This window comes from Nonomuraea glycinis (assembly GCF_035920485.1).
In the GTDB taxonomy this organism is placed as follows: Bacteria; Actinomycetota; Actinomycetes; order Streptosporangiales; family Streptosporangiaceae; genus Nonomuraea; species Nonomuraea glycinis.
In genome coordinates this window covers 5,563,185-5,580,899 of the sequence record NZ_CP109166.1, presented here as the reverse complement: position 1 = coordinate 5,580,899, position 17,715 = coordinate 5,563,185, and the positions used below count along the sequence as shown (strand labels likewise).

17 protein-coding genes are annotated in these 17,715 nt (G+C 70.3%); 9 read left to right on the top strand and 8 right to left on the bottom strand.

Annotation, left to right across the window (positions count from 1 at the left end; genetic code table 11):
• The first annotated feature begins 12 nt into the window (after positions 1-12).
• Entirely contained in the window at positions 13-1,155 is a 1,143-nt protein-coding gene (locus OHA68_RS26255) for a substrate-binding domain-containing protein (protein WP_327102609.1), read from the top strand.
• A gap of 307 nt (positions 1,156-1,462) precedes the next feature.
• Positions 1,463-1,723, top strand: a complete 261-nt coding sequence (locus OHA68_RS26250) for a hypothetical protein (RefSeq protein ID WP_327102608.1) — start codon at positions 1,463-1,465, stop codon at positions 1,721-1,723.
• Positions 1,724-1,811: 88 nt separating this feature from the next.
• Here OHA68_RS26250 and OHA68_RS26245 read toward each other — a convergent pair whose 3' ends face one another.
• The gene (locus OHA68_RS26245) at positions 1,812-3,839 is read right to left on the bottom strand and encodes a DUF2264 domain-containing protein (protein ID WP_327102607.1); all 2,028 of its coding nucleotides are present in this window, start codon (positions 3,837-3,839) and stop codon (positions 1,812-1,814) included.
• Between the two features lie 420 nt (positions 3,840-4,259).
• On the opposite strand from OHA68_RS26245, the gene OHA68_RS26240 reads away from it, so the two are divergent.
• The 7 genes from OHA68_RS26240 (at position 4,260) to OHA68_RS26210 (ending at position 10,613) form a co-directional block, all read left to right on the top strand.
• Positions 4,260-5,279: a hydroxyacid dehydrogenase gene (locus tag OHA68_RS26240; RefSeq protein WP_327102606.1), complete on the top strand. Its 1,020-nt coding sequence runs from the start codon at positions 4,260-4,262 to the stop codon at positions 5,277-5,279.
• Between the two features lie 69 nt (positions 5,280-5,348).
• A complete protein-coding gene (locus OHA68_RS26235) occupies positions 5,349-6,620 on the top strand; it encodes an ABC transporter substrate-binding protein (protein WP_327102605.1) in 1,272 nt (423 codons plus the stop codon).
• A gap of 87 nt (positions 6,621-6,707) precedes the next feature.
• Positions 6,708-7,631 (top strand): carbohydrate ABC transporter permease, encoded by a 924-nt coding sequence (locus OHA68_RS26230; protein ID WP_327102604.1) that lies wholly within the window; start codon positions 6,708-6,710, stop codon positions 7,629-7,631.
• A complete protein-coding gene (locus tag OHA68_RS26225) occupies positions 7,628-8,518 on the top strand; it encodes a carbohydrate ABC transporter permease (protein WP_327102603.1) in 891 nt (296 codons plus the stop codon). The genes OHA68_RS26230 and OHA68_RS26225 overlap by 4 nt, the downstream gene beginning before the upstream one ends.
• Positions 8,515-9,201: a hypothetical protein gene (locus tag OHA68_RS26220; protein WP_327102602.1), complete on the top strand. Its 687-nt coding sequence runs from the start codon at positions 8,515-8,517 to the stop codon at positions 9,199-9,201. The genes OHA68_RS26225 and OHA68_RS26220 overlap by 4 nt, the downstream gene beginning before the upstream one ends.
• Before the next feature lie 103 nt (positions 9,202-9,304).
• Positions 9,305-10,105: a glycerophosphodiester phosphodiesterase gene (locus OHA68_RS26215; RefSeq protein ID WP_327102601.1), complete on the top strand. Its 801-nt coding sequence runs from the start codon at positions 9,305-9,307 to the stop codon at positions 10,103-10,105.
• 67 nt (positions 10,106-10,172) lie between these two features.
• Positions 10,173-10,613 (top strand): hypothetical protein, encoded by a 441-nt coding sequence (locus tag OHA68_RS26210; protein WP_327102600.1) that lies wholly within the window; start codon positions 10,173-10,175, stop codon positions 10,611-10,613.
• Between the two features lie 13 nt (positions 10,614-10,626).
• On the opposite strand, the gene OHA68_RS26205 is transcribed toward OHA68_RS26210, so the two are convergent.
• The 7 genes from OHA68_RS26205 to OHA68_RS26175 form a co-directional block, all read right to left on the bottom strand.
• Positions 10,627-11,289: an adenylate kinase family protein gene (locus OHA68_RS26205; RefSeq protein WP_189139509.1), complete on the bottom strand. Its 663-nt coding sequence runs from the start codon at positions 11,287-11,289 to the stop codon at positions 10,627-10,629.
• Between the two features lie 130 nt (positions 11,290-11,419).
• Entirely contained in the window at positions 11,420-12,520 is a 1,101-nt protein-coding gene (locus OHA68_RS26200; RefSeq protein ID WP_327102599.1) for a LacI family DNA-binding transcriptional regulator, read from the bottom strand.
• Between the two features lie 117 nt (positions 12,521-12,637).
• A complete protein-coding gene (locus OHA68_RS26195; protein WP_327102598.1) occupies positions 12,638-13,381 on the bottom strand; it encodes a cupin domain-containing protein in 744 nt (247 codons plus the stop codon).
• The gene (locus OHA68_RS26190; protein ID WP_327102597.1) at positions 13,378-14,304 is read right to left on the bottom strand and encodes a DUF6807 domain-containing protein; all 927 of its coding nucleotides are present in this window, start codon (positions 14,302-14,304) and stop codon (positions 13,378-13,380) included. Before OHA68_RS26190 ends, OHA68_RS26195 begins: the two co-directional genes overlap by 4 nt.
• Positions 14,304-15,413 (bottom strand): Gfo/Idh/MocA family protein, encoded by a 1,110-nt coding sequence (locus OHA68_RS26185; RefSeq protein WP_327102596.1) that lies wholly within the window; start codon positions 15,411-15,413, stop codon positions 14,304-14,306. The genes OHA68_RS26190 and OHA68_RS26185 overlap by 1 nt, the downstream gene beginning before the upstream one ends.
• A 182-nt stretch (positions 15,414-15,595) precedes the next feature.
• Positions 15,596-16,612 (bottom strand): LacI family DNA-binding transcriptional regulator, encoded by a 1,017-nt coding sequence (locus tag OHA68_RS26180; RefSeq protein ID WP_327102595.1) that lies wholly within the window; start codon positions 16,610-16,612, stop codon positions 15,596-15,598.
• A 130-nt stretch (positions 16,613-16,742) separates the two neighbouring features.
• Positions 16,743-17,705: a glycine betaine ABC transporter substrate-binding protein gene (locus tag OHA68_RS26175; protein ID WP_327102594.1), complete on the bottom strand. Its 963-nt coding sequence runs from the start codon at positions 17,703-17,705 to the stop codon at positions 16,743-16,745.
• Positions 17,706-17,715 lie beyond the last annotated feature (10 nt).

Sequence of the window (17,715 nt, the reverse complement as noted above, 5' to 3'; positions counted from 1 at the left end):
GGAGGTGGGCGCATGACCGTTCCCGAAGCCCCTACGCCGTTGCCTGACGAGCGGCGCGCCCAGGTGGTCGAGCTGCTGCGCCGGCGCGGGGTCGTACGCGTCAATGATCTTGCCACGGAGCTCGACGTCTCCGCGATCACCGTGCGGCGCGACATCGCGCTGCTCGCCTCTCAGGGGATCATCCGCCGGGTGCGCGGCGGGGCCGTACTCCATGGCGGCGCGCTCGCGGACACGCTCGCCGTCAAGGACCCGGAGGGGGCGCCGCCCCCGCAGGCGGCGCCGCATCCGGTGGCCGCCCGCGCGGGACAGCTCACCATCGGGGTCGTCGTACCGTCGCTCGACTACTACTGGCCCGACGTGATCCGCGGCGTTCGCGAGGCCGCCGCGGCGTCCGGCGCCCGGATCGTGCTGCGCGGGGCCACCTACCAGGCGGCCGACGAGCGCCGCCAGCTCTCCTGGCTGGTGGAGTCGCTGGGGGTGGACGGGCTGCTGGTCGCGCCCACCACCACCGGCGCCGACGGGGAGGCGCTGGTGCGCTGGCTGCAGCACACCGACGTGCCGGTGGTCCTCATCGAACGCACCGCCACCGTCGGGCCCTACCAGGAGGCGATGGAATCGGTGGTCAGCGACCACGCGCTCGGCGCCACGATGGCCGTACGGCACCTCGCCGCGCTCGGCCACCGGAACGTCGGGGTGGTCACGACTTTGCAGAGTCCGACGGCTCCGCACGTACGGCGCGGCTGGCGGCAGGCGTGCGAGGAGCTCGGCCTCCGGCTGGACGGCGCGCTCGACGTCACCACGGTCGACCAGCGGCACCCCGAGTGGCCCAAGCAGCTCGACGAGGTGCTCGACAAGTGCCTGTCCTCAGGCGCGACCGCGCTGCTGGTGCACTCCGACCCGGAGGCGATCAGCCTGGTCGAACGCTGCCAGGAACGCGGCATCCGGATGCCCGGCGACCTCACCGTGGTCACCTACGACGACGAGGTCGCCGAACTGTGCGACCCGCCCCTGACAGCCGTCCGCCCGCCCAAATCGGCCATCGGCCGAGCAGCCTTCGCCATGCTCACCGCCCGCCTCGCCGACCCCGACCCCCAACGCCCCGCCCACCGAACCGTCATCGAACCCCGCCTGATCGTCCGCTCCTCCTCGGCGTAGGGGATCAGCGGCTCATCAGGGAGTAGATTCCAGGCCCTCTCCGGTAAAGAGAGGCCACGTCATTTGTCATCACTACATGTGATTGATATGAAACAATAAGTGACATGCCGCTGATCGCACACGACACCCTTGTCCAACTGTTCTACGACCGGCCTCAACTGGCGGTGGAAATCCTGCGGGACCTCAAGGAGGTGGATCTTCCCGCCACTCCCCTGGTCCGGGTGGAGTCGAACACTTTCAACACCCGCCCCTCCGACGAACGACCGACATGTCCGGGCCTGAGATCCGTATCGTCATGGAGGAGATCATGAAGTCCACCGACTGGCCAGTCTTCACTCCCTTCGCACGCGAGCACTACGGCCGCGGCCTCGAAGTCGGGGAAGCGAAGGGGGAAGCGAAGGGGGAGGCGAGGTCGCTGCTGCTCGTGCTGGCCGCCCGCGGTTTCACCGTCCCCGATGACACCCGCAACCGGATCACCGCCTGCACCGACCTCGACCAACTCGAACGCTGGCTCACCCGCGCCGCCACCGCTCAGACCCTCGAAGACCTGTTCAACGAACCAGGCTGACGGAGTGGTGCCGCCCGTGTGCCAGGACTCCTGAAGGTCCGTACACGAGTCATGAGGAGACACGTGTACGGGCCTGTTCGGGTGGCGGTCAACTGAAGGGGGACGTGTCCACGGTGTCGGTGGTGTCGTCCGGCCAGGTGAGGTGGGCTGTCGGGCCGTTCCAGGTGATTGTCGGGGGCTGCTCCGGCAGTTGACCACCGAGGTAGATGGCGGCCTCGTACCACTTCTCCGGCTGGGCGGGCGTGCTTGTGGCGCACCAGGGGATCAGGGTCCAGGGGGCGAGGGGTGCGGAGTCTTCGGCGGCGGTCACTTCGGACAGGTCCAGGCCCGGGCCGGGGATGACGAGTGAGTGGAGGGCGCCGTTCGAGGCGCCGCTGGAGTAGGGGGGCTGCGCGGAGAGGGAGAGGTCGTCGGTGGAGGGGGCTTGGGCGGGGAGGGGCCAGCCGCCGATGCGTAGGGGGCCGGTTATGGGGCCGGCTGGGGTGAGGCGGATCAGGCGTAGCTCCCAGGGGCCGCGTACGGCGGACAGGACGGTGAGGTGGGGGCCGAGGCGGACCTCTCCTGAGCGGCCGGAGCCGTGGTCGAGGGTGGTGGGGTCGGGAGTGACCCAGTGGGCCTGCCAGCGGGAGGCGCCGAGGAGGGTTCCGGTGGGGAGGCGGTCGACCAGGAGGGTGTCGAAGCCGGTGCGGTGGCTGGGCAGGCCGTGCTCGTCGAGGATGGCGGCCGACTGGTCCAAGGGCTCGGCGGCGTGCTCGCCCGCGAGGACTGGAGAGGTGGCGGTGGAGTAGCCGAGGCGCGCGTACAGCGGTGAGTCGGTCAGGTTCGTGCCCGGATGTGAGTGGTCGGTGCCGTGGTTGAGCACGCGGACGATGCCGTCGGCGCGGGTGCCGCTGACCAGCCAGCCGGGGGCGGGGAGGGCGAGCCGGAAGTCGCCGGTCTCGGCGGGGAGCGGCTCCTCGACGGCGGTCCACACCGGGTGGTCGGCGGGCAGCGCCAGGCCGAACATCCCCTTGGCCGCCCAGTAGGGGGAGCCGGGGCCGGAGTACGTCTGGGCGATGGGCCGCCAGGGGTGGTGCCAGCCGAGGGTGAGGACGCCGTCGTCGTCGGGGGCGCCGTGCTCGGCGAAGTGGCGGACGATGCCGGAGGCGGCGCGGCGCAGGAGGCCGGGGGCGGGGGTGGTGAGACCGGCATAGGCACCCGTCCAGAACGGGGTGGCGGCGGCGAACCGGTAGGTGAGGCTGCGCCCCTGGATGAGGGGGGATCCGTCGGCGCCGACGAGGTGGACCGCGTCCCGCAGGTAGCGCTCCAGCCGCTCCAGATAGACGGCCCGCCGTGAGTCGGCCGCCGGGTCGCCGGCCGCCATCTCCGTCCAGATGACCGGGTAGAACTGCAACGCCCATCCGGAGTAGTGGTCGTAGGCCCGTTCGGCGCCGTCGGCGTACCAGCCGTTCTCCCGCGCGAACCCGTCCGTGAACGCCAGCCCGGCGTCGATGTCCCGCCGCATGTCCGCCCGCAGGCCCGCACTCGGACCCGCGCGCCCTTCTCCCCGCGCACCTTCCTGTACGTCCCCGGGCCGGGCCGGGCCGCCGACGGACAGGAGGAACTGCTCCACCACGATCTGGAACCAGATCCAGTTGATCGGCGGGTAGTCGGACCCGATCGCGGGCGTCAGGTAGTCGACCACCTGTTCCTGTACGCGCGGGTCGAGCCGGTCCCACAGCCAGGGCCTGGTCAGGTGGAGCACCAGGGCGAGGGAGGCGGCCTCGACCTTGGGCTGGCCGTGCTCGTCAAGGCGTACCCAGCGCTCCGGCGAGTGCGGGTCGGTGCCCGCGGCCAGGCCCTGGGCGTACCAGTCCATCAGCCCGTGCGGGTCGCGCCCGCTCTCCCCCGCCACCCGGAACCCGGCGGCCAGGAAGGTGCGCGCGAAGCCTTCGAGCCCGTCCACGTCGGAGCCGTAGCCGCCGGCCGGGCCGGGGAAGGAGATGCGCGCGTGGGTGTCGGAGGCGTAGCGCCGCGCGGACAGCAGCAGGTGGTCGGCGAGTGCCGCCCAGTGATTCCTGGTCCATCCGGTGTACGGCGAGAGCAGCCGGTCATCGAACTCTCGCAGCGTGCGCATGGGTCCTCCTGGTGTCGAACTGGTGTCGAAGATAGTGGCGGGGCCCGCCGGCCGAGACGCTTGAGCGGTGGGCCGGTCGTGGCGGGAGCTCCTGCTGGCAGCAGGAGGGCGACGGGACGTGATGCTGGCATCGCGACCGCAGGGCGTCAAGACAACTGTGCTCGTTTACGATCAGAAACGCTCACTTCGATCGCCTCCGCGCACCGCCCTTGACGCCCAGAAGGGGCCGATGGCAGCATCACTTGCTCGCCGTGTTGCATCGGCACCACCGATCTCCCGCAGGAAAGGGGCACAGCACGTCAATCGATCAATAACGATCGGATGAACTGATCGTTATTGATTAACAAAGTATTGACGTGATTGAAACGATCGGACATGATCAGCGGCATTGGAAAGCGCTTGCCCGCTGAAAGGACCCGTGTGAGAGCCGTACGCCGACCTCAAGCTCTGCTGCTCATGGACCCCGCGCACTTCAGCGTGCAGTTCCCTGAGCCGCAGCTCAGCCGGTTGCGTGCGCTGACTCAGCTCGCGGAGCCGTTCCCCAGCACCGATCTGGACGATCCGGACGTGCGCCGCCGGCTGGGTGAGGTAGAGGTGCTGGTGACCTCGTGGGGCTGCCCGCGGCTGACCGCCGAGGTGCTCGCCGACGCGCCCAAGCTCAAGGCGATCTTTCACTGCGCGGGCACGGTCCGCTCGTTCGTCACCGACGAGGTGTGGCGCCGGGAGATCCTCGTGACCACCGCCGCGGACGAGAACGCGATCCCGGTCGCCGAGTTCACCCTCGCAGCGATCATCTTCGCCGGTAAGAAGGCCCCTTTTCTCGCCCAGGACGCGCGCCGACATCGCGACGACTGGTCCTCCTACGCCACCTCACGCGGTGAGCTGTCCAACCGGGGGCGCACGATCGGCGTCGTCGGGTTCTCCCGGACGGGACGCCGGGTCACCGAACGCCTGCGCGGTCTGGAGCTGGATGTCCTGGTGGCCGACCCCTACGCCGATCCGGCGGAGGTGAGCGCGGCGGGCGGCAGCCTGGTCCCGCTGCCCGAGTTGCTGCGCCGCTGCGACGTGCTCACCCTGCACGTCCCCGCGCTGCCCGCCACCCGTAATCTCATCGGAGCAGCGGAACTCGCCCTGCTCAGGGACGGTGCGACCGTCATCAACACCGCGCGCGGCGCCGTCCTGGACACCGCCGCGCTGGAGAGCGAGTGCGCCTCGGGCCGGATCGACGCCATCCTGGATGTCACAGAACCTGAGCCTTTGCCCGCAAGTTCGCTACTCTACGACCTGCCCAACGTCATGATCACCCCCCATATCGCCGGGTCTCTCGGGGCTGAGACCCAGCGGATGAGTGAGAGTGCGCTGGACGAGCTCGAACGCTACCTGTCCGGCAGGCCGCCCCGTGCGGCGATCACCCGGGACGAGTTCGTCGTGAGCGCCTGAGCTCTGAGACCGGCTCATGGAAAGGAGACCGGATCAATGAACGCTTCGAACACGCCAGGAGGTCGCGGAATGCGACGCCAGTTTGTGAAGTGCGCGGCGGCCGCGGCCGCATTAGCCCTCGCCGTCACGGCCTGCGGCTCGAGCGAACCCGCCGCAGGAGGTGACGGCGGCAACGTCACGCTGTCCGTCACGGTGTGGAACCTCGCCAAGACCCCTGAGTTCAAGGCTCTGTTCGACGCCTTCGAGGCGGCGAACCCGGGCGTCAAGGTGCAACCGGTCGACCTCCTCGCCGACGACTACTCGGACAAGATCACCACGATGCTGGCCGGCGGCGACAAGACCGACGTCATCACCATGAAGAACGTCATCGACTATTCCCGCTACTCCAGCCGGGGCCAGTTGACCGACATCACCGACGTCGTGAAGAAGAACGACACCTCCAAGCTGGCCGGCCTGGACTCCTTCAACGTCAACAACACCTACTTCGCGATGCCGTACCGCCAGGACTTCTGGCTGCTGTACTACAACAAGGGCCTCACCGACAAGGCCGGCGTGAAGTTCAGCGACGGCGTCACCTGGGACGAGTACGCCAAGTACGCGCAGCAGCTCACCCAGGGCGACGGCGCCAAGAAGGTGTACGGCACCTACCACCACACGTGGCGGTCCGTGACCCAGGCCATCTCGGCCGCCCAGACCGGCGGCGACCAGCTCAGCGGTGACTACACCTTCTTCACCGACCAGTACAACGTGGCGCTCGGCCTGCAGAAGGCCGGCAGCACGCTGGACTTCGGCACCGCGACCGCGCAGCAGGCCGACTACCGCACCATGTTCGAGACCGGCGCGACGGCCATGCTGCCCATGGGCACCTGGTACATCTCCGGCATCCTCGAGGCCAAGGAGAAGGGCGAGTCGCAGGTCGACTGGGCCCTGGCGCCGATGCCGCAGCGTCCGGGCAGCACCGGGGTGACGACGTTCGGCTCGCCGACCGCCTTCGCCGTCAACAAGAACGCCGACGACGCCGACATGGCGAAGAAGTTCGTGGAGTTCGCCGCGAGCAAGGCCGGCGCCGAGGCCATCACCAAGGTGGGCGTGGTGCCGGCGCTGCAGACCCCGGAGATCACCGAGGCCTACTTCAAGCTCAAGGGCATGCCGGCCGACGAGTTGTCCAAGAAGGCGTTCACGCCGGACAAGGTCGTGCTGGAGATGCCCGTCAGCGAGAAGGCCTCCGACATCGACACGATCCTCAATGAGGAGCACCAGCTCATCATGGTCGGCGACAAGTCTCCCGCCGAAGGCATCAAGTCGATGAACGACCGCGTCAAGAGCGACGTTCTCAGCTGAGTGAAGGGCGGCGGGCGCCCCGTCGGCGCCCGCCCCCTCTGCTGAGCGCAGCATAGGGAGTCACGAAGGACCACCATGGCCCATGTAATGACGCAACAGGCGCCGACGGCCGACCCGTCGCCCAGCGCCCCCCGCCGGCCCCGCGTCTGGCGCGACACCCTGATCGGGTGGAGCTTCATCCTGCCGAACTTCATCGGCTTCGCCCTGTTCACGCTCGTCCCCATGAGCGCGGCGTTCGCCCTGGCCTTCATGGAGTGGGACTCCTACAGCACGCCGGAATGGGTGGGCCTGGAGAACTTCCAGAAGATGGTCGGCGACGAGAACTTCCGGGTCGCGCTCTTCAACACCCTGTACTACGCGGCCGGCCACATCCCGCTGACGCTGGTCGCCGCGCTCTGCCTGGCGCTGGTGCTCAACAGGAAGCTGCGCGGCGTGGGGTTCTTCCGCACCGCCGCCTTCTTCCCGTACATCACCTCGCTCGTCGCGGTGGCCGTGGTGTTCAACATGCTGTTCAACCCGACGGCGGGGCCGGTCAACCAGTTGCTCGGAGCGCTGGGCGTCGCGGATCCGCCCCGGTGGGTGGCGAGCACCGACTGGGTGATGCCGACGGTGATCGTGACCAGCGTGTGGCGGGACATGGGCTACTACATGGTGCTCTTCCTGGCCGGGTTGCAGACGATCCCCCGGGAGTACTACGAGGCGGCCAAGGTCGACGGGGCCAACGCCTGGCAGCGCTTCTGGAGCATCACGCTGCCGTGCCTGCGGCCGACGACGTTCTTCGTGCTGGTCCTGCTGACGATCCAGAGCTTCAAGATCCTTGACCTGATCCAGGTCATGACCGACGGCGGGCCCGGCCGGAGCACGCTGGTCCTGTCGCTGCTCATCTACCGGGAGGGCATCAGGGAGGGGCAGTTCGGCTACTCCTCGGCCATCGCCCTGGTGCTGTTCGTGATCGTGCTCACCGTGACCGTCGCCCAGTTCCGTATCAACGAGCGGAGGAGTGCCACATGACCGCGCTGCATGAGGCTCCCCCGGCCATGAAGCGCGGGGCGGCGCCCGCCGATCCTCCCCAGCAGGGGCGGCGCCTGGTCCGCACGGTGCTGGCGTACGCCGCCCTGGTCGCGGCGGCGGTGGTGGTGCTGCTGCCGTTCGCGTGGATGGTGTCGTCCTCGCTGAAGCGCAACAACCAGGTCTTCTCCATCCCCATCCAGTGGATCCCCGAGGAGTTCCGCTGGACGAACTTCGTCGACATCTGGACGCAGATCCCGCTGTCGACCTATCTCGGCAACTCGGCCTACCTGTCGGTCGTGATCACGTTCCTGCAGCTGCTCACCGGCAGCTTCGCCGCCTACGGCTTCGCCAAGGTGCGCTTCCCCGGCCGGGATCTGCTCTTCATGCTCTACATCGCCACCATCGCGGTGCCGTGGCAGGCGTACATGGTGCCGCAGTACATCATGATGCATCAGGCCGGCCTGACGAACACACATCTGTCGATCATCCTGCTGCAGGCGTTCAGCGCGTTCGGCGTCTTCCTCATGCGGCAGTACTACATGTCGATCCCCGACGAGCTGTGCGAGGCCGCGCGCATCGACGGGCTCAGTGAGTACGGCATATGGTGGCGGATCATGCTGCCGCTGTCGAAGCCGGCGCTGGCGAGCCTGGCCCTGCTGACGTTCGTGAACACCTGGAACGACTACATGGGGCCGTTCATCTATCTGACGAGCAACGAGCTGTGGACGATCCAGCTCGGTTTGCGCTCCTTCGTCGGCATGTACAGCGCGGAGTACGCCATGATGATGACCGGGGCGGTGCTGTCGGTGCTGCCGATCCTGGTCATCTTCCTGTTCGGGCAGCGTTACTTCATCCAGGGCATCGCGACGAGCGGGCTCAAGGGGTGAGCGCGGTGCGCGGCCTGCTGCGCCCGGCCCAGCAGACGACGTACGAGCGGGTGTTCAACACCGTGTACGTCGGCCTGATGACGAACCTGTTCCTCGCTCTCGCGTGCGCGCCGCTGCTGTTCGCGCTGGCGATCGTGCGGGATCCGGTGGCGTCGTGGCCGTTCTTCGCCGTGCTGTCCGCGCTGTGCGCACCGGCGCTGGCCGGGGCGTTCCGGTGCTTCGCCCTCTTGAACGAGGGATCGACGGGCGTGCTCCGCGCGTTCTGGGGCGGCTACCGTCAGGCCGCCGGCCGGGCGCTGGCAGTCTGGGCGGCCGCGACGGTGCTGGTGTGCGTGCTGGTGCTGGACGCCGTCGTGGTCGCGCCCACCTCGTGGGGGCCGATGCTGGTGCCGTTCTTCGCCACCGCGACCGCGCTGGCCGTGGCCCTCGCCGTGGCGCTGCTCGTGGTGATCGCCGAGACGCCGCGTGCCGTACGGCTGCGCGGGCTGGTGCTGCCGTGCCTGTATCTGGTGGCGCGGCGCTGGTACCTGAGCGCCCCCGTCGTGGCCGTGCTCGGCCTGGCCGTGGCCGTCATCCTGGTCCAGCCGGTGCTCGGCGTGCTGCTGGCCACCGCGCCTCTGCTGTTCGTGGTGTGGTCCACCACCAGGTACGTGGTCGCCCCGGTGCTGCCGGCCGCCCCGTAAGGGACGTCCGAAGCTCATCGGCTGTCCACGCTCCTCTCAACAGTTGGTCATGCCCGCCGGTCATGTTCGGATCCTCGGCCCCTCCCGAGTAACGAGGAGACCCATGATCCGACGTACAGGCTTGATCTTCATCGCCGTCCTGGCGGCTGTGGCGGCGCTCGCCTCCCCCGCCACCGCCGGTCCCCCGATCGTCAACGTGGCGCATCGCGGCGCGTCGGCGTACGCGCCCGAGAACACCGTCACGGCCTTCATGCTGGCCGCGCGGCAGGGCGCGGACGTGTTCGAGCTCGACGTCCAGGAGACCGGCGACCACCGGCTCGTGCTCATGCACGACACCACCCTGGCCCGCACCACCGACGTGGAGCAGGTCTTCCCTGACCGGGCGCCGTGGCGGGTGGCCGACTTCACCCTGGCGGAGCTCCGCGAACTGGACGCGGGCTCGTGGTTCGGCGGCGAGTCCGAGCCGGTGCCCACCCTGCGCGAAGCGCTGACCGCGATGCGCGGAAGCGGGCTCGGCCTGCTGCTGGAGATCAAGTCCCCCGCGCTCTACCCGGGGATCGAGGCCCGGATCGCCGGCGAACTGCGCCGCTGGTGGGACGGTGAGTTCGCCGTGCAGTCGTTCGACTGGGGCGCGATGCGCCGCTTCGCCAGGACGATGCCCGAGGCGCCCATCGGCCTGCTCGGGACGCCCTCGACCGGCGAACTTCCCGCGCTGGCGGAGTTCGCCGACCAGATCAACCCGCCCCACGGCGACGTCACCCGCGACTACGTACGACGCGTGCACGACCTGGACATGGAGGTCCTCGCCTGGACCGTGGACGACGCGGCGACCATGCGCCGGCTGATCTCCTACGGGGTGGACGGCATCATCACCAACCGACCGGACGTGTTCAGCGAGTTGTGAACGTGGTCAGGCCGTCCCCTGATCGCGGGTGGTGACGATGGGCGGGTTCGTGGGTAGCCGTTCGACCATGTCAGCCGAACGCGCGCACGAGCCCGATTCCGACCACCGCCGCCCCGAGGGGGTGAGCGACGAGACCGTCGAGGCGCTGGGCGTGCTCAGCGAGGCGCTGGAGCGGACCCACCGGGCACGCGGCCACCTCTACTCCTGGCACCAGCTCACCGGCAGCGCGGACGCCGGCCTGGACCGGGCCGTCGAGCTGCTGCGCAGCGCCGGGCACCAGGAGATCGCCGATCGGATCGAACGGGAGCTGATCGGGCTGAACGTCATCCAGGGGCGGTGGACGTTCCAGGTGTGCGAGGAGTACGACGCGTTGTACTACGCGACGTTCCAGGCTCTGGAGGCGGACGCGCGCGAGCGGCTGGCCGGCGGGCGGCCGCACCTGTACGAGGCGGAGCTCAAGCAGAAGCGACGCTCCCCCGGCCTGCCCGGCCACGAGACAGCCCCCTGAGGCCGCGGGGCGGTCAGGCGCGGGCGTCCGCCGGGCGGTAGGGCGGGAGGGCGAATCGGGCGCGGATCTCCTGCTGGACCGCGATCTTGTCGGCTCTGGCGTCGATCGCCATCACGTACTCCTTGCGGCGGAACAGCTCCACCACCGGGTCGGTCTTGTCGTGGTAGTCGCGCAGCCGCCTGGCCAGGGCGTCCGGGGTGTCGTCCGCGCGGGTGACGAGCTCGCCGCCGCAGACGTCGCACCTGCCCTCGGCCTCGGGGCGGTGCGCGATGAGGTTGTAGTCCATGCCGCACCGCGAGCACAGCCGCCGGGCCAGGACGCGCCGCCGCACCTCGTCGTCGGGCAGGTCGAGCAGGATCACGCCGTCGATGTCGTAGCTCTCCAGGAAGAACTCCGCCTGGCGCCGGTTGCGCGGGAAGCCGTCGACGATGAAACCGTAGTTCCAGTCGTGCTGCTGCAGCCGCTCCTTGACCACGTCCTCGACGAGGTCGTCCCCCACCAGCTCACCGGCGGCCACCAGGCGGCGGACCTGGGCGCCGAGCTTGGTGTGGTTCTTGACGTGCCAGCGGAAGATGTTGCCGACGCTGATGTGGGCCAGGTCGAGGTCGTCGGCCAGCAACGTGCTCTGGGTGCCTTTACCGCTGCCCTGCACTCCCATGATCACATATTTCCGCATATCTTCCTCTTCCTCGTCGTCCCGCCACCATGCCACAAACCACCCCGGCCAAGATCCACAACGGCCGAACCGGCGTCCCAGCCACCGCCGGCGAGGGTGGAGACAAGGTACGCCACGGCCGGTGAGCCGGTCATCGCCGTGCGGGCGTGCTCTCCCGCAGGACCACACGCGTGGAGATCTGTACGGCGTCCGGGGCGGGACCGCCGCCGAGCGCGAGCCGCATGGCCTCCTGGCCGACCTCCCGCAGGGGCACGGCGACGGAGGTGAGCGCCGGGGTGACGTCGATCGCCGAGTCGATGTCGTCGAAGCCGGCGACCGCGATGTCCTCGCCGGGGACGAGGCCCGCGTCGCGGAAGGCCGTCATCGCGCCGATGGCCATCACGTCGCTGACCGCGAAGACGATCTCCACCTCGTCGGCTCCCCGCTCGGCGAGCTTCCTGGCCGCCTCGTAGCCGCCGCCACGGGTGAACTCGGTCTCGATCACGAACCGATCATCGAGGGTGATCCCCGCGGCACGCAGTCCCGCCGTGAAGCCCGCGACCCGATCACGGGACGTACGGACGGATTCCGGCGCCCGGAAGACGGCGAAGCGCCGGTATCCGGCACCGGCCAGGGCACGGGCGAGCCGGTGAGCACCGCCGGCGTTGTCGATGGTGACGGTGTCGAACGGCAGATCCCGCTGGCTGACCATGACAACCCGGCCACCGGCCGCCTGATACTCCTCCAACTCACCGACAAGCGCGCCACGCGTATCCGTACCGCCGACCACCTTTCCGTCCCCCGGCGCAGCAGAGGCGGCAGCGCCGTCGACCGCCCTCCCGTCCTTCGGCGCAGCGGAGGCGGTGGTGCCGTCGATGCGAGTGCCGGCGAGCACGATGACGCGCGGGCGCTGGCCCCGCAGCGTCCTGACGAGTTCGAGTTCGCGCTGCGGGGAGCGGCCCGCGACCGCCATGGTGACGACGAGCCCGGCCGCCTCCGCCGCCTGGGTGACCCCGGCCGCGATGGCCGAGAAGTAGGGGTCGGCCACGTCGCCCACCACCAGCGCCACGGTCGGCGTCGAACCTCTCGCGACGGCCTGCGCCGACGGATGCGGCCGGTAGTTGAGCTTGGCCGCCGCCGCGCGCACCCGGGAGGCGTTCTCCGTGCGCACGTTGCGGGCGCTGCCGTTGAGCGCCCGCGAGGCGGTGGCGATGGAGACTCCCGCCTCACGGGCCACATCGTGCAACGTCACCGACCCGCGAACGTCAGCGGCCGGCGCCGGCGCCGGACCTGGCTCTAGCGCCAGACCCGGGTCCAGACCTGGCGCCGGCGCCGGCGGAGCTTCATCCATGGTGTTTCGGCCGTGAGGTCATCGCGCGGGGTCCGGGGCGTGTACGACGGGGTGGGCGACGTCGTGGGCGTGGAGGTGGCCGCACATTCCCCATCGGGGCTCGGGCGGGGCTTCGAGGAGCGAGGAGCGCAGGAGGTGGTCGCCGTCGCCGCGGTCGAGCGCGTCGAGGACCGCCGCCGTCTCGCGGGTCTCCCGGACGACCGTGGCCTGCCAGATCTCGCGCCAGCGTGCGACCGAGGGCCGGACCAGCGCGACCGCGCTCGCGTACAGGCTGTGCAGGGGTTGGAGGTCGCCCTCGCGGGCGGCGTCGGCGAGGCGCAGGAACCCCTCCACCGCGAGCTCGCGCCGCCGCCGGACCGCCGCCTCCACCGTGTCGGGGTCGCCGGACGGGAGGGTGGCGGCCTCCCGGTAGCGGGCGGGGTCGCCGACGATCTCCGGGGGGAAGGTCATGACCGCGTCGCCGGCCTCGGGCAGTCCGGCGTTCTGCATGACGACGACCACTTCCAGGCCGCCCCGGTTGATCGCCCGGTGGATGGTGCCGGGCGTGAACCACACGGTCGAGCCGCTGCTCAGCTCGGTCTCCCGGAAGCCGCTCATGTCGAGCGTCTGCAGGGCGCCACGACCGGCGATGACGACGTACGCCTCGGTGGAGGCCGTGTGCAGGTGCGGCGTACCGCCCTCCAGACCGTCGGCACAGGCACCCGTGTAAACCGCCAGCCTGCTGACAGACGTACCCCCGGGAAACGCCGACGTGGGGGTCATGTCGCGTCTCGGCCGGCGGCGAGGGCGGCGCGGCCCTGCTTGGCGAGGAGGGCCGAGCCGTCCTCGCCCCGGTCCCCGTCGGCCACGACGACCGCGTACCGGAAGCTCATCGTCTCGCCGTCGGCCAGCGGGACCTCCTCGCTGAAGAACGGCGCCGGGCTGAGGCAGGCGAACTGCTCACTGCGGGCGAACCACTGCGGCGGATGCTGCGGGTTGGCGGTGTCGTCGACCATGACGATCGTCGACCAGTCCCCGGTCCCGTCGTGGCGGCCACGGAAGCCGAACCACTCCGCCCGCTGACCCCGCAGCTCGTCGCCGCCCGCGCCGGTCGGCGACTGGATGATGCCGTCGGTGAACGACCGCGGGCCGCGCCAGAACAGGCCGCCGTAGCCGGCGTTCTCGCGCCCCTTGGTCGTCGGGGAACCGAAGTCGAGCGTGCCGCCGGACACGTTCGTCATGGCCGTCTCGAACACCAGCGCCCAGGTTGTCGCGTCCACCACGGTGGCCGTCAGCGCCCGCCGCTCCTCGATGACGGGCCGGCCGGCCTGGGAGATCCAGTCGAGGTGGTGCGCGATCCGGACCCGGTCGCCGGTGGCCGACAGCTCGGCCATCTCGCGGTGGACCGCGCTGCCGTTGTTGTCGAGCTGTACGTACTCACCCTGGACGTACGTTGGCCCGCCCCAGAAGTTGTGCTCGCCCACGTGCGGCAGCGACCAGGCGATGCCCTTGTGCCAGACGTGGTCGTGCGGCCGGAACAGCGAGACCGTGTCGCCGGTCAGGGTGCGGATCGGGTGCAGGTAGGGCTTCGGCGACTCCAGCACGGGGGTGTCGGGCCGGTAGGTGTAGGTGAAGAGCTCGACGTCGCCGGCGGTGACGGCGACGGACCGGCCGAGCGCGTGGGTGGCCTGCAGGGTGGGGGTCATCACTGGCTCGCTTCGCTCGAAGGGGTTCTCCATGGGGCGCCCGTCCCGTCCATCCGCTCGGTGAAGGGGCTGCCGGGGCCGAGCTCCCCGCTGCGGACGCGCCTGCCGGTGAAGGAGGAGGCGTAGACGGCGGCGACGAACTCCATCGTCCGCCGGGCCTCCTCCAGCGTGACGGGCGGCGCCTCGCCCCGGTCGAGCGCGTCCAGGACCGCGGCGAACTGGCCGTCGTGGTTGCTCCGCGCGGCGTCGGGGTCGGGCTGCCAGAGCTCGGCCACCTTCTCGTGCCCCGGGGCGGGGGTGATGGTCCAGTCGTCGTCGCTGTAGCCGTACAGGTGCTCGACCTCGACGGTGGCGCGCTCGAAGTCGAAGCGGAGCACGGAGGTCTCCCTCGGTGACACCACCGAGTTGACCACCGTGGCCATGGCGCCGTTGTCGAAGGTCACCAGGGCCATCGACACGTCCTCGGTCTCGGTGTCGCGGGCCTGGCGGGCGGCCATCGCGCTCACCTCCTGCCAGGGGCCGAGCACGGAGAAGAGCAGGTCGAACTGGTGGATGCCGTGGCCCATGGTGGGCCCGCCGCCTTCGGACTCCCAGGTGCCGCGCCAGGGGACGGCGAAGTAGGCCTCGTCGCGGTACCACTGGGTGAGGCAGGTGGCCAGCAGGGGGCGGCCGAGCTCGCCGGAGTCCAGCAGCCCGCGCAGCCGGGCGGCGCCGGCGCCGAACCGGTGCTGGAAGACGGTGGCGACGTGGCCGGTGGAGCGGCGCTCGGCCTCGATCAGGGTGTCGAGCTCGGCGAGGGAGAGCGTGGGCGGCTTCTCCATCAGCACGGTGACGCCGGCCTCCAGGCACTCCAGGGCCTGTGGCGCGTGCAGCAGGGGCGGGGTGCACAGGTGGACCAGGTCCACCTCCTCCTCCCGGAGCAGCTCGGTCAGGCCGGCGTAGGTGCGCGGCACGTTCCACGTGGCGGCGAAGGTCCGGGCTCGGCCGGGGTCCACGTCGACCGCGGCGACGAGGTCGGCCCGCCCGTCGGAGCGGGCCAGGGCCTGTGCGTGTGCGGTGGCGATCCCACCGGTGCCGACGATCGCGGTCCGGTAGCGGGGTTGAGACATAAGATCCTTCAAACGCCGGGAAAACGTATTCCGCAGTTTGCCCGCCACCTCGCGCCACCGTCAAGGCGCTCACCCTCAGATCCCGTCCCCTGACGACGCCACCGTCAAGGTGCGCACGCCCGGAGGCTGAGCCGGCGACGCCACCGTCGAGGCGCGCACGTCCGAGCGCCGCATCAGGGCGCTCAGGGCCGGGTGCTGTCCCTGATGACCAGGCGGCCCCGTACGGTGAGGTGTTCGGGCTCGGTCCTCTCGCGCAGCGCCAGGCGGATGGACTCGGCGCCCACGTGGGCCAGGGGAAGCCCCACGGTGGTCAGCCGTGGCGTCACGTCCACGGCGAGCTGGATGTCGTCGATGCCGGTCACCGACACGTCGCCGGGAACGGCGACCCCGGCCGCGCGGAGGGCCGACAGCGCGCCGATCGCGATGACGTCGTTGACGGCGAGCACCGCGTCGCGGTGCCCGGCGGGCAGCTCGCGCGCGGCGTCGAAGCCGCCCTGGCGACTGGCCTCGCCGTACGCGATCCTGATGTGCCTCGGCTGGACGCCACCCGCCCGCAGCCCTTCGACCATGCCGGCGACGCGGCCGGAGAAGTTGACCCGCTCGGCGGGCCCGGCCAGGATCGTCACCCGCCGGTGCCCGGTCCCGGCGATGTGCTCGCCCACCAGGCGGCCCGCGCCGTGATTGTCGAAGGCGATCGAGTCGAACGAGCCGTGGGTCACGCCCACGACCACCACCCGCCCGCCGTCGCGCTCGTAGGCGTGCAGCTCGGCCAGCAGGCGGCTGTCGAGCTCACCGGCCCCGAACCTGCTGGAGGCGAGTACGAGCGCGCGCGGGCGCAGGGAGCGCAGCAGGCGGACGGCGTCGAGCTGCCGGTCGGGGGCGGCCTGCGTCGAGCAGACGGTGACGAAGACGCCGGACATCCGCGCCTGCCGCTCCATCTCGGCCACCATGATCCCCATGGCGGGGGTGGTCAGGTCGTCGGCGACGAGGGTGATGGCATCGCCGGCGCGCCGCATCGCCCTGGCCGAGGCGTCCGCGGTGTAGCGCAGGGCGGCGGCCGCGGCGAGGACGCGCTGTTCGTACTCCGGCGCCACGGTCCGCGAGCTGCCGCCCAGGACGCGGGAGGCGGTCGCCACCGAGACGCCGGCCGCCGCCGCCACGTCGTGCAGCGTGACCGTCCGTCTCGCCGCACGGGGCATCCAAGGTCCTCTCCACGACATCGTCGGGGCGTACTGCATGGTAGCCCTGTCCGAGACGCCGAAAGTTTCGGGCCCAGGCAAGCGCCAGGCAAGCGCCCGGCCAGCGGCCGGCGAGCGGCCGCTGCCTGGGTCAGGCGCCCAGGAAGCCGGACTCCCGCAGCCAGTCGGCCGAGACCTTGGCCGGCTCCATGCCCTCGACGTCGACCTTGGCGTTGAGCTTCTGCATGGTGGCGTCGTCCAGCTTGGCGATCACCGGGTTGAACACGTCCGCCAGTTCGGGGTGCTTGGTGAAAATCTCATCCCGTACGGTCACCGCGGCGTTGTAGACGGGGAAGAACTTCTTGTCGTCCTCCAGCACCGTCAGCCCGAGCGCGGCGATGCGCCCGTCGGTGGTGAACACCTCGCCGAAGTTGCAGGTCTCGCCCTTGTCCGTCTCGGTGTAGACGACGCCGGTGTCGAGCAGCGCGATCCGGTCCTTGGGGATCTTGAAGTCGTACGCCTTGGTGAGGCCGGGCAGCCCGTCGTCGCGGGTGGAGAACTCGGTCTCGATGCAGATGGAGACCTCCTCCGGCTTGGTCTCGGCGAGCTTCGCCACGTCCGAGACCGTCTTGACGCCGAGCTCTGTGGCCTTCTCCGCGCGGATCGCCAGGGCGTAGGTGTTGTTCAGCGGGGTCGGGCCGATCCAGTGGATCTTGTTCTGCTTCTTGTCGGCCTCCGAGGTGGCCTTGAACTGCTCGGCCGAGTCGGCGATCGGCTCGGTGTTCTTCAGGTGCTCGATCCACCCGGTGCCGGAGTACTCCCAGTAGAGGTCGATCTCGCCGCTGAGCAGCGCCTTGCGGTTGGTCACCGTGCCGCCCAGGTTGGTCTTGTCCTCCACCTCGGCGCCGTGCGCCTTCAGCAGGTGCACCGCGATCTGGCCGAGCATGATGTTCTCGGTGAAGTCCTTGGAGCCGACGACGAACGACGCGCCTTCGAGCTCGCCGCCGGCGCTGGCGGTGGCGACGGTGTCACCACCGCCGCAGGCGCTCACGGACATGGTCAACGCGGCCGCGGCGAGCAGCGCGAGCGTACGGCGAAGGGGTCGGGCTTGCATGCGAAAAACA